12 protein-coding genes are annotated in these 12,234 nt (G+C 61.5%); 4 read left to right on the top strand and 8 right to left on the bottom strand.

Annotation, left to right across the window (positions count from 1 at the left end):
- Positions 1-65: 65 nt before the first annotated feature.
- From B5F22_RS09675 to B5F22_RS09640, 8 genes are all read right to left on the bottom strand, one after another.
- Positions 66-890 (bottom strand): Mrp/NBP35 family ATP-binding protein, encoded by an 825-nt coding sequence (locus tag B5F22_RS09675; protein ID WP_087392401.1) that lies wholly within the window; start codon positions 888-890, stop codon positions 66-68.
- A gap of 282 nt (positions 891-1,172) precedes the next feature.
- Positions 1,173-2,090, bottom strand: coding sequence for a nucleoside kinase (locus B5F22_RS09670; protein ID WP_087233165.1), 918 nt, complete (start codon positions 2,088-2,090; stop codon positions 1,173-1,175).
- Positions 2,091-2,107: 17 nt separating this feature from the next.
- A complete protein-coding gene (gene mutL, locus B5F22_RS09665; protein WP_087392400.1) occupies positions 2,108-4,147 on the bottom strand; it encodes a DNA mismatch repair endonuclease MutL in 2,040 nt (679 codons plus the stop codon).
- Positions 4,148-4,159: 12 nt separating this feature from the next.
- Complete coding sequence (gene dtd / locus B5F22_RS09660) at positions 4,160-4,594, bottom strand: D-aminoacyl-tRNA deacylase (RefSeq protein WP_087392399.1); 435 nt, start codon at positions 4,592-4,594, stop codon at positions 4,160-4,162.
- A 144-nt stretch (positions 4,595-4,738) separates the two neighbouring features.
- Complete coding sequence (locus B5F22_RS09655; protein WP_087392398.1) at positions 4,739-5,287, bottom strand: hypothetical protein; 549 nt, start codon at positions 5,285-5,287, stop codon at positions 4,739-4,741.
- A gap of 38 nt (positions 5,288-5,325) precedes the next feature.
- A complete protein-coding gene (locus B5F22_RS09650) occupies positions 5,326-5,796 on the bottom strand; it encodes a hypothetical protein (protein ID WP_087392397.1) in 471 nt (156 codons plus the stop codon).
- A 9-nt stretch (positions 5,797-5,805) separates the two neighbouring features.
- Positions 5,806-6,534 carry a DUF4367 domain-containing protein gene (locus B5F22_RS09645; RefSeq protein ID WP_087392396.1) on the bottom strand — a complete coding sequence of 243 codons (729 nt, stop codon included), beginning with the start codon at positions 6,532-6,534 and terminating at the stop codon, positions 5,806-5,808.
- Between the two features lie 276 nt (positions 6,535-6,810).
- Positions 6,811-7,293 (bottom strand): sigma-70 family RNA polymerase sigma factor, encoded by a 483-nt coding sequence (locus tag B5F22_RS09640; protein ID WP_158096680.1) that lies wholly within the window; start codon positions 7,291-7,293, stop codon positions 6,811-6,813.
- 344 nt (positions 7,294-7,637) lie between these two features.
- On the opposite strand from B5F22_RS09640, the gene B5F22_RS09635 reads away from it, so the two are divergent.
- The 4 genes from B5F22_RS09635 (at position 7,638) to mreC (ending at position 11,675) form a co-directional block, all read left to right on the top strand.
- The gene (locus tag B5F22_RS09635) at positions 7,638-7,952 is read left to right on the top strand and encodes a cell division protein ZapA (RefSeq protein ID WP_087392394.1); all 315 of its coding nucleotides are present in this window, start codon (positions 7,638-7,640) and stop codon (positions 7,950-7,952) included.
- 189 nt (positions 7,953-8,141) lie between these two features.
- The gene (locus B5F22_RS09630) at positions 8,142-10,220 is read left to right on the top strand and encodes a U32 family peptidase (protein ID WP_087392393.1); all 2,079 of its coding nucleotides are present in this window, start codon (positions 8,142-8,144) and stop codon (positions 10,218-10,220) included.
- A gap of 22 nt (positions 10,221-10,242) precedes the next feature.
- Entirely contained in the window at positions 10,243-10,830 is a 588-nt protein-coding gene (locus tag B5F22_RS09625; RefSeq protein WP_087233193.1) for a Maf family protein, read from the top strand.
- Positions 10,831-10,844: 14 nt separating this feature from the next.
- Entirely contained in the window at positions 10,845-11,675 is an 831-nt protein-coding gene (gene mreC, locus B5F22_RS09620; protein ID WP_087233196.1) for a rod shape-determining protein MreC, read from the top strand.
- The last annotated feature ends 559 nt before the right edge of the window (positions 11,676-12,234 follow it).

The following is a 12,234-nucleotide window of genomic DNA, read 5'->3' as shown; positions in this document are numbered from 1 at the left end:
CCCAGAAAAATTTTCCTGAAAATGCCAAATCCGTGACGGCGGACCGTCACGGATTGGAACATTTGTCATTCAGCGTCCAGCTGGGCGGCCACCTGGGCCAGAGGATTGGGGGTGTAGCCCTCCACGGTGCCCTCGTCCATGGCGCGGGCCAGAGCGGAATCCAGGGGCAGCTTGGCCAACACAGGCAGGTTCAGCTCAGCGCCCAGGGCGTCGATGGTGCTCTCGCCGAAGATGGGGTGCTCGCCGCCGCAGTCGGGGCAGCGGAAGAAGCTGTAGTTCTCCACCAGGCCCAGCACGGGCACCTTCATCATCTCCGCCATGCGCACGGCCTTGGTGACGATCATACCCACCAGAGTCTGGGGCGCGGTGACCACCACCACGCCGTCCACGGGCAGGGACTGGAACACGGTCAGGGGCACGTCGCCGGTTCCGGGAGGCATGTCCACGAACAGGTAGTCCAGCTCGCCCCACACCACGTCGGTCCAGAACTGCTCCACCGCTCCGGCGATGACGGGACCACGCCAGATCACGGGGTCGGTCTCGTTGTCGGTGAGCAGGTTCAGGCTCATCATCTTGATGCCGCCGGCGGTCTCCACCGGCAGGATGCCGTCATCGGTGCCCATGGCGTGCTGGTGGATGCCAAAGGCACGGGGGATGGAGGGGCCGGTGATATCGGCGTCCAGAATGCCCACCTTCTTGCCCCGGGCGGCCATGGCGGCGGCCAGAGAGCAGGTGACGGTGGACTTGCCCACGCCGCCCTTGCCGCTGACCACGGCAATCACCTTTTTGATGTGGGAGTGGGCGTTGCAGGGCTTGCGGAAGTCGTGGGGCTGTTGACGCTCGCCGCAGTTGGAACTGCAGCTGGAGCAGTCGTGGGTACATTCACTCATGGAAACATCTCCTTATACAGTCTGCCCAGAGGGCAGACTTTTTCCTCATGTTCAAAGTAACTTGGTTATTTTACCACAGTTTGTGCCCCGTTACAACGGGTGAGGCGGGAAAAGCTACTCTACGGTGGTAGGGGCCGTGGCTTGCCCGGCCCGCCACTCCCCTGGCATTGTCCTGGGACATTCGGGAGGGGCAAGCCCCTCCCCTACGCCCGATCTATGGAAATCCGTGCCGCAGGCACACCACAGTTATTCATTATTCATTATTCGTTATTCATTTCATACTCACCCAATAAACTCGTGCAGCAGTGAATCCTTGGGCACCAGTCCCGGCTCGATGGTCTCGAACCAGTCAAAGGCCCGCACCAGCTCTAAAAGCTCATGGCGGCGCTGGTTCTCCTGGGGTACCGCCGCCATGAGGGGGCGGGCGTAGCAGGCCATCACCGACACCTCATAGGGCAGGGACGAGTCGAAGAGCATATGGGCGGTGTGCTTGTAGGGGGAGATGTACAGCTTTTCTCCCCGGCGCACGTTGGCCCACATATCCAGGGTGCCCACAATGTCGGTGCCCCGGAAGTTGAAGTCCCGCACCGCCCGGCGGGTCAGCCGCATCCAGGTGCCCTTGAAGCGCAGCACCTCCCCGTCCATCACATTGCTGCGGGCGGAGATGTACAGCCGGGTGGCGTTGGGGTGTCCGGCGGTGAGTTTGGTGTTTAGCGCGTGAATGCCCTCAAAAATCGCCACCTCATCCTTGCCCAGCTTCAACGGCTTGGCCTTGCTGTCGTTGCGCATCTGGCGGGCAAACTCGAAGTGGGGCACCAGAATCTCCTCTCCCCGGGTGAGCTGGGCAAAGTGCTGGCTGAGCAGCTGCAAGTCCATCATCTCCGGGGACTCGTAGTCGATCTCCCCCTCGGGGGTGCGGGGGGCGGTGCTGGGGTCCCGGCGCACAAAGTAGTCATCCATGGAAATGGTGTGGGTGCCCACGCCCCGCCGTTGCAGTTCGGCGGTGATTTTATGGGCGGTGGTGGTCTTCCCCGACCCGGAGGGACCGGAGAGGAGCACCACGGGGCTCAGCTTCATATTTTTGCAGATCAGATCGGCGGCCTGCTCCACTTTTTTCTGGTATTCCGCGTCACACGCCTGCATAAATCCCAGCTTATCCTGCCGGACTGCCCGGTTGATTTCCTCCAGTTGATAGGCCATGGTGTGTTCCTCCTATGCTATGCCCGTTTGAATTGCTTCTCCAGCTCTCCTCGGGTCAGCTCGATGGCCACGGGCCGCCCATGGGGACAGTACTTCACCTCTCCCGCCATGACCTTCTGGGCCACCTGCTCCAGCTCCTGGGAGTCGTTGCGCTGGCCCCCCTTGATGGCGGCCTTGCAGGCCATGGTGTGCATCACCTCGTCCCGGGCGGCGCTGGGGTCCGCCCAGCCGGTGAGGCGCAGCTTTTTGGCCAACTCCAGCAGGGTGGGTTCCACGTCCCCCGTCTCCAGGTAGTCGGGCACCGCCCGCACGGCGATGCTCCCTGCCCCGAACTCCTCCAGCTGGAAGCCGAAGCCCTCCAGCACCTCCTGGCCGTCCAGCAGCACCTGCCGCTCCTGGGGGCCCAGGGTCAGGGTGATGGGGGTGAGCAGCTCCTGCACCATGGGCCGGTAGTTCTGGGCCTTGAGGCGGTCAAAATTCACCCGCTCGTGGGCGGCGTGCTTGTCGATGAGCACCACCTTGTCCCCCTGCTCCACCATGATATAGGTGTGGAACAGCTCGCCCCGCACCACCCAGGGCTCCTGGGGCTCCTCCACAGGGACGGGTTCCGGCTCTGGCTCCACCACGGGGATGGGAATCTCCGCCTCCACTGGCTTCTCCACCTGGGGAGCCGGGGTGGGCTTCTCCTTCTCCACCGGGGCGGGAGCGGTTGCCACAGGGGCCGCCGCCTTGGGTTTCTCCTCTACCACGGTGGGCGGAATCTGTTTCGTCTCCACCGCAACACTGGCTTGGACGGACTTCTCCTCCACCACCGTCCGCTGCACCACAGGCCGGGAGATAAAGGAGGAAGCAGCCGGGGCCGCTTTTTTCTCCTGTACCGTGGGGGTGTCCAACGGAGTCACCCGGCGGAAGGGGGAGGGCTGGGCCTGGGGTTTTGGCGCCGCCACCGGGGGCGTCGTGACTGTCCCATGAGATGCGGTGACCGCCGTGAAGTCGTGGAGGCTGGTCTGGTTGGGGGTCACCGTGTCCTGCCGGGGCAGGACGCTCTTGACCACCGCCTGGGGGCGGCTCTGGTCCCCGTTCAAAGCAGCCAGCACCCCGTGGTACACGGTGGAAAACACCTGCTGCTCGTTTTGGAACTTCACCTCTGTCTTTGTGGGGTGGACGTTCACGTCCACGGTGTTGGGCCGCACGGTGAGGTGGAGCACACAGCCCGGGAACTTGCCCACCATCTTCTGGTTGCGGTAGGCCTCCTCCAGAGCTGCCATCATCACCCGGCTTTTGATGTATCGGCCATTGACGAAAAAGTGCTGATAGCTTCGGCTGCCCCGGCAGCAGGTGGGCAGGGAGACAAAGCCGGAGATCTCCATGTGCTCCCCGGACCCCTTCACCGGCAAAAAGCCCAGGGCCAAATCCCGGCCCAGCACGGCGTAAATGGCACTTTTCAGCTGTCCGTCTCCGGGGGTGAGCAGTTCCTGCTTGCCGTCCCGAATAAACTTCACCGACAGCTCCGGGTGGGACAGGGCCAGCCGCTGCACCACAGCGAACACCGCCGCACCCTCGGCGGAGTCTTTCTTCATGAATTTCAGCCGGGCAGGGGTGTTAAAAAACAAATCCCGCACCAGCATGGTGGTACCCTTGGGGCATCCCGCCTCCTCCTGTTCCACCAACTGTCCCCCTTCCAGAGACAAGGCGGTGCCCAGCCCCTGGCCCTGGTTGGTGAGCAGTTCCACCCGGGACACCGCCGCAATGGCGGCCAGAGCTTCCCCCCGGAAGCCCAGGGTGCCGATGGCCTCCAGGTCATACTCCGAGGAGATCTTGGAGGTGGCGTGGCGGAGAAAGGCGGTCTGGCACTGGTCGGGGGCGATGCCGCAGCCGTCGTCGGTGACGCGGATGAGGGCCATGCCCCCGTGGGCGATCTCCACAGTGATGGCGTTGGCCCCGGCGTCGATGGCGTTTTCCATCAGCTCTTTCACCACCGAGGCGGGCCGCTCCACCACCTCACCGGCGGCGATGAGGTCCGCCACATGGGGGTCAAGTTGTCGAATGGTGGGCATACGTTTCCCTCCTTACAGCTCCAGCAGGATGGTGACCGGGCCGTCATTTTGGGAGAACACCTGCATGTCCGCCCCAAATTCCCCGTGCTCCACGGTAAAGCCCCGCTCCCGGCACTGGTCCATGAACCGCTCATAGAGGGGGATGGCCAGGTCGGGCTTGGCGGCCCCGGAGAAGCCGGGGCGGCGGGAAGAGGTGTCGGCGTAGAGGGTGAACTGGCTGACCACCAGCAGAGCGCCCCCCACTGTCTCCAAATTTCGGTTCATTTTCCCGGCCTCGTCCTCGAAAATCCGCAGGCCGCACACTTTATCCGCCATTTTGTCCGCCGTGGCCGGGGTGTCGTCGGGGCCCACCCCCAACAGCACCAACAGCCCCTGGTCAATGGCTCCGTTTACCGCCCCGTCGATTTCCACCCGGGCGTTTTTCACTCTGGTCACCACTGCTTTCATGTGGGTTTCCTCCTTGTGGGTCTATGATTTTCCCCAGTATACCACAGGTTCCAGAGAAATGCTATGCTGGGCCGGGGCCCGGCATGCAGGCAAACGGGGCTGCCGCATCCCGAAGATGCAGCAGCCCCGTTTTCACTCACAGACTCATTGGGCAGAGCGGTAGCTGTAGAGCAGGCAGTCCTCTTGTTCCGGCTCATCGGACCAGATCCGATGCCAACGCAGCCACACCTGGGTCACGCCGTCCTCCTCCACAGTTTCACACTTTAAGTCGTATTTCCGCCCGCCGTCAACCACCCCTCCGTCTCGCACTACAACAGGGTCCAGGGCCACCAATTTCTCCGTGAGGTTGCGCTGAAACACCAGAAGCATCGGCCCATATTCCACTGTGTCTTTGGCCAAAATCAGCACCCGCTTTCCCGTCTCCTGGGTGGAATCGAAAAACTTGGAGATTTCCTCTATCTCCTCCTGCTGAATCTGCGTAATGTCCCGATACCCCATTTCATCCAGCTGCTGCACTGTGGCATCCTCGGGCACATCCTTCATGTCCTCCCAAACCTCCGCCATATCCGGCCAAACGGGATGGGTCTCCCGGTAGTGGATGTAGCCCCGATAGCCGAAAATGCCCACTACCACCAGGGCAAAGACCACAAGGACTGCCACATATCCACGCATGGATTTGTTCTCGCTCTTCATACTCCTTCACCTCCACAATCATGTGTCCTAGTCCGTTCTTACCAGCCTTCCCACTCCAGGGTCCAATTGCCCACAAAGGTAGGAATATCGGAAAATTTGGAGGCATAGGTGAGAGAACCATCCTGGTCGGTGTAATATACCCCATCTTTCACCAGGAGAATGTCTCCGCTTTCCCCTGCATTTCCCTCCAAATGGTACTGATTCCCCCCGGACGCCTCATAGGTGCCCTCCTCCAGCAGGCCCTCCTTCTGGTTGTATTTGCAGTAATTCCCATTTTTGTCAAACACAATATACGAACGCCAATAGGCATTGGTGGAATAAGAGCCCGCCAAGCTCAGCTCCCGGCTGGCATTCCACCGGTCCAGCTGGACCAGGTTGATGCAGCAGGAAACACAAAACGCCACCACAAGTCCCCAAAAGGCCAGGCGACAGACGGGGACCTCCTTCATCAGTACCTGTTTGATGGCAGTCATTCTCTTTTTCATGGTCTCACGTCCCTTCTCTTCCATGTGGCCACCTTACGCCAACATGGATTCCGCCACTCGCACTAAAACCTCCTGTTCGGGGCCTTCCAGGCAGCAGGCCACCTGCCCGCTGTGCCACGTCACGGTCACACCATCCGAATGTTCCAGGATGTACACGGTCTGTCCGTACATCTCGGTGCGCTCCACGGTTCCTTCCACGGTTTCCAGGGCCGCTTGGGAGATATCTGCATTGGAAATCTCCAAAACCATGGTGTTTCCCTGGTATTCATAGGTGGTATTCAGCTGATAGTACACCTGATCCAGGGTATAAATCCGCTCCGTGGTCTGGCTCTGGCACCCCCGGGGCAGCCAGGTGGGGGCCTTCACCTGGGTGACGCCGTAGGTGTCCAGAACGCCCTGTAAGGGATCGCCCCCCACCCATCCGGCGGCCTGGGCGGTGAGCATGCCCACAAACGCCAAAACCAGCGCCGCAGCGGTGGCCCCCAGGCCTCGGGGCAGCCGCTTCCACCACAGTACTTTTTCGGTGTGTACAGGGGCTTGGGTCTCCTTCTCGGTGTGGAGATAGTCCCGCTGGAAACGGCTCCAGGCCGCCGCCGTCTCCGCTTGAATCTCCTCCGGCGTCTTCTCCCGGTGGACAATCAGCTCCAGCATGTACAAAATATCCTCGGTGGGGTATTCCTCCACCCCTTGGGAATCCAGGCGCAGAATTTCTTTGAGTTCTTCGCTGCCCATCCGGGCCAGCTCGTCCCGGGACTTTCGCATACCTGGCTCCTCCTTTCACTTGGTATATGTCGGGTGCCCCTCATTTGGGGACACCCTTCTCAAAAAATGTTTTCATTTTTTGAGAGGGGATGCAGCCCGCTGCATGCATAATTGGGTCAAAGGGCGACCCAATTCCACACTGGCGGGCTGAGAAGTGTATTTTCCCATGCGCATGTCCTGGGAAAATACGTAATTTCAATTTATTTTCCCGCCAGCGGGCGGGAAAACTCTGCCGAGGGCTTTTTTGATTTCTGGAGCCCTCTGATTTTTGGGTGCCTATTCTTGTTGTTTTTCAAAATATTTTTTCAGCTTTTTTCTGGCCCGCTGCACCTGCTTTTTGCAGGCCTCCCGGGAGATACCCCTGGCCCTGGCCAGCTCATCCACACTCTGGTGTTCCAAGGCGTACTCTTTCATCAGTTCATACGCCCCTTGGCCCACCAAATCCCCGTAGATGGTGTCCAAGTCCTCCTCATCGGTGACCGCCACCTCTCCGGCTTCCTCTGCCGCCTGGGCCGCCCACCGGGCCCGGTCCCGGCTCCTGCGGGTGGCCTGGATGACGTGTTTCAGGGTCTCCATCATCCAGCCCTGGGGGTTGGGGCTGCCCATGAGCACATCGATTCTGCGCCAGGCGGTGGCAAAGGCCTCCTGCACCGCCTCCTCCGCCAGCAGGGCGTCCCCCTCCAGGGCATATTGGGCGTAGCGCAGCAGGGGGGCATACATGCTCCGGTACAGCTGCTCTAGAAATTCCTCTCGGCCCATGGTCTCCCCCCTTTTCCCTCTTCTTGATGCTACCATACCGCAAAATCTCCCAGCCCGCAAGGCCTCCTTTGTTGTCGCCCAACTCACAAGAAAAAACGGGAAAAACTCTGGACATCTGGGAGTTTTTTCATTCCTTTTTTTCCACCGTTGTGGTATAATAACCGCAAAACGGTTATTATACCAAGATTCCTATTGCCGTTTTTCTCGCCCCTAACGGGGCAACCGAAAAGACATGGCATGATACCATTCCAGCTTCGCTGTCATGGTATCGTAGCTATGCTGTAAAAATGTCAGCAGGCACTCTGCTGTGTACTTGGAAATGATAAAATCGAGGAGGAATTTCCATGCAAAATCGTGTCACTGTCACCGTAGCCGGGCACAACTATGTGCTTTTGGCGGAAGAGGGAGAGGACTACGTACGCCGCGTGGCGGACTTCGTCAACGAGCAGATGCGCCAGACCCAGGAGGGCACCGAAATCAGCCAGCTGGACTGCGCCCTGCTCACCTGTCTGAACATCGCCGACCAGTATGCCAAGGACAAGGTGTCCAGCGCCAACCTGCGCCAGCAGATCAAGGACCTGCTGGAGGAGAACGCCCAGCTGAAGCTGGAGCTGCACCAGGCCAAGCATCCCCGCCCGGATAAGAACGTCAAGAAGTAAGGAAAACCCCTGGGCGTATCTGAAAATCAAGAAATCGCCGAATTTCCCACAAGCAACAGACAGATACAAGGCAAAAAGCACAGGAATCCTGGATGGATTCCGAGCATTTTTAACGTAGTAGCTGGCGTTGATTGTTGGGAAAGTCAATGATTTCGACTTTTCAGAAAGCCCCTAATACGGAGGAATACTATGGAGATATTATCCCCTGCCGGCAGTCCCGAGGCCGTCCGTGCGGCGGTCTACGCCGGGGCGGATGCCGTGTATCTGGGCTACGGCCCCTTCAACGCCCGCCGCAACGCCCGCAACTTCAACCGGGAGGAGCTGGAGGAGGCCATCCACCTGTGCCACCTCTACGGGGTGAAGGTGTACCTCACCCTCAACACCCTGGCCTCCGACCGGGAAGTGGCCCAGGCCGCCCAGGTGGCGGTGGAGGCCTCCAGCCTGGGCGTGGACGCCATTCTGGTCCAGGACATGGGCCTTCTCCAGGTGGTGGGTCAGGTGGCCCCCGACGTGCACCTCCACGCCTCCACCCAGATGACCATTCACAACCTGGATGGCGTGAAACGCTGTGCGGATTTGGGCCTCACCCGGGCGGTGCTGTCCCGGGAGCTGTCCGCCAAGGAGATCTCCTACATCTGCGCCCACTCCCCCATTGAGATTGAGACCTTTGTCCACGGAGCGCTGTGCATGTGCTACTCGGGACAGTGCTTCTTTTCCTCGGTGCTGGGTGGCCGCAGCGGCAACCGTGGCCTGTGCGCCCAGCCCTGCCGCCTCAGCTACGGCTGGAAGGGCAAGGCAGACCGCTATCCCCTGTCCCTCAAGGACATGTCCCTGGCCGGACACCTGAACCAGCTCCAGGACATGGGGGTGGCCTGCGCCAAAATCGAGGGCCGAATGAAGCGGCCAGAATATGTATGGGTGGTCACCAAGGTGTATGCCGACGCCCTGCGGGAGGGCCGGGAGCCCACCGCGGAAGAGGTGGCCCAGCTCACCGCCGCCTTCTCCCGCCAGGGCTTCACCGACGGGTACTTTATGGGGGACAAGGGCGCCCACATGTTTGGCGTGCGGGAGCAACAGCCGGAACCCAAGGAGCTGTTTGCCGCCGCCCGGGCGGGGTATGATAAGCCCACCCAGCTCATTCCCGTGACCCTGGCCGCCTCCATTCAGGCGGACGCCCCCGCCTCCCTCACTCTCACCGACCAGGACGGCCACACCGTCACCGTCACCGGGCCCGCCCCGGAGGCCGCCCGCACCCGTGCCCTGGAGGCAGAGGATGTGGCGGCCCAGCTGTCCAAGACCGGAGGCACCCCGTACCGCATTGATCAGTACCAGGTGGAGGTGGGCCCGGGTCTGTCCCTGCCCCGCTCCGCCCTCAACGCCCTGCGCCGGGAGGCCGTGGAGCAGCTCTCCGCCCAGCGGACGGCGCTGCCCCAACGGCGGCACTTCCCCTATGAGCCCCTGCCCAAGGTGGCAAATTCCACCCAGGTTCCCGCACTCTATGTCACCCTTCACAGCGCTGACCAGTGCTCGGAGGCTCTGCTGGAGGCCCAGCCCGCCCGCATTGCCCTGCCTGTCGACGAAGCGGCCAGCCACCCCCAGGTGGTGGCGGATATCCTCGCCCACGGCATCCAGGCCGCGGTGGTGCTCCCCCGCATCTGCTGGGACGGAGAGCTGGATACCCTAAACCAGCAGCTCACCGTGTGCAAAGAGCGGGGTATTTCCCATGCCCTGGTGGGCAACCTGGGCCTGCTGGACGTGGCCCAAAACCTGGGCTTCACCCTCCACGGAGACTACGGCCTCCAGGTGTTCAACAGCCACAGCGTGGAGGAATACCGCTGTCTGGGCCTTGCCTCCCTCACCGCATCCTTTGAGCTGAAGCTGGCCCAGATTCGGGACCTGTCCAAGACCCTGCCCGTGGAGCTCATCGCCTATGGCCGCCTGCCCCTGATGATTACCGAGAACTGCGCCATGAAGGCGGGAGCGGGCCAATGCTGCTGCGGCAACGGCAACACCCTCACCGACCGCCGTGGGGTGGGCTTCCCGGTCCTCAAGGCCTGGGGCTGCCGCAACGAGATTTTCAACGCCGACACCCTCTTTTTGGCGGACAAGTCCGGGGACTACCTCCGGGCCGGGGTGTCCGGGCTGCAGCTGCTGTTTACCACCGAGGATGCCCGCACCGTGGTAGACATGGTGCGGCGTTACCAGGGCGTGGGGGATGCTGCCCCCGCGTCCTACACCCGTGGTCTCTACTACAGAGATGTGGAATAATTGTTAGGAGGAACCATTTAAGATGGACATTATTTTGGCATCCCAGTCCCCCCGGCGGAAAGAGCTGCTGGGCCAGATGGGGCTGCGGGGCTTTAAAATCACCTCCCCGGAGGTGGACGAGACGGTGGAGGAGCACATGCCCCCCGCCCAGGTGGTGGAGGAGCTGTCCCGGCGCAAGGCCCTGGCGGTGGCCGGGCACGCCGACCCCGATGACCTCATCATTGCCGCCGACACGGTGGTGGCCCTGGAGGGTGCGGTGCTGGGCAAGCCCGCCGACCAGCGGGATGCCTTTGCCATGCTCTCTGCCCTCAGCGGCAACCGCCACTACGTCTACACCGGACTCACCGTCATCCAGGGGGACCAGGTGGTGACCCAGCACGAGTGCACCACCGTCACCTTCCGGGAGCTGGAGCCGGAGGAGATTTCCCACTACATCGCCACCGGCGAGCCCATGGACAAGGCTGGGGCCTACGGCATCCAGGGCCTGGGCGCCATGCTGGTGTCCGGCATTGAAGGAGACTATTTCAACGTGGTGGGCCTGCCCATCTTCCGGCTGAGCCGGATTCTGGCGGGCTTCGGTCTGGACCTGTTCCAGATGGCCGACCACTGAGGACAGGAGATACTATGAAGGGATTTTTCCGGAACAACGGAGGGCTTTTGGTGGTGGCGGCGGTGCTGCTGGCCGCCCTGCTGGCCATTCTCTCCGCCATCACCGGGGCCAACCCCATCACCAACGCCCTCCAGGTTATCACTCGCCCGGTGGGGTCGCTGACCTCCGGCATCTCCAACTGGTTCCAGGGGCAGCACGACCGCCTCACCGGGTATGACCAGCTGCTGGAGGAAAATGAGAAGCTGAAGGAGCAGCTGGCAGACCTGGAGGAGCAGGTGCGAGAGGGGCAGGACGCCCTGCGGGAAAATGAGCGGCTGCAATCCCTGCTGGGAGTGGCCCAGGAGCACCCGGACTGGACCTACGCCTCCGCCACCGTCATCCAGCGTTCCACCACCAACTGGGCCAACCAGATCACCATCAGCGTGGGCAGCGGCCAGGAGGTGGAGGCGGGTGACTGCGTCATTGACCAATACGGCAATCTGGTGGGTGTGGTGAAGGAAGTGGGCACCAACTGGGCTCTGGTGGACACCCTGCTGGACCCCGGCATGGAGCTGGGGGTGCGAGTGGCCCGCACCGACGACAGTGCCATGGCCCAGGGGGATTTTACTCTCATGGGCGAGGGCAAGCTGCGCATGACCTATATCCCCCAGGACGCCCAGCTCATCAGCGGCGACCAGGTGACCACCTCGGGGCTGGGGGGCAAGTACCCCGGCGGCCTGCTGGTGGGCCAGGTGGAGAGCATCGAGACCGAGGCCGACGGCATCAGCCGTTCGGCGGTGCTGAGTCCCAGTGCGGATGTGGAAAACATCCGATATGTATATGTAATCACCAATTTCGAGGGGTAAGTCTCCCCTCTAGGGGCTTTCCTCTTCTCATATTTCTCAGACGCAAATTTGCGCCCCCGGCAGGGACGCTCCGCTGGGGTCCATTTTGAGTGGCCAAAATAAGGAACCTCCGATTCCCTACAGCATCGGAGTCTTGTGGCCCTTTTACGCCATAAATTCGTTGCATCTTCTGGAAATACACCAAGTATTTCTGCGAAGCTGCGTCTCTTTCTGACGCAAAATGTCTCACAATTCTCTCTCGCTTAGGGAATCGGACGTTCCTACCAAAACCCGCTTAGGGCGTTCCCCCCTAAGGACCTCCCTTTGGGTACGAGGCTGGACCTGCGTCAAGCTGTTGTTCGGCCCGTGACCCTTGCCGTGGCCCCTATTTGTGCCACCACACCAGGCCACCCTGGGTAGCTGGCCCTACAGCTGGGCGGTTTCCATACCCGGGCCTACCTTGGAAAAGCAGCGTTCCCGCCGCCGAAAGTTTCTGCCGCACTATCCTGTTGCGCTGTGGTAGGGGCCGTGGCTTGCCCGGCCCGTGGCTACCCTGGCATTGCCCTGGGAAATTCGGGAG

The organism is Pseudoflavonifractor sp. An187 (assembly GCF_002160275.1).
Classification (GTDB): Bacteria; Bacillota; Clostridia; order Oscillospirales; family Oscillospiraceae; genus Enterenecus; species Enterenecus faecium.
Note: the sequence above shows the minus strand (reverse complement) of the source record. Positions and strands in the feature narration are given on the sequence as shown.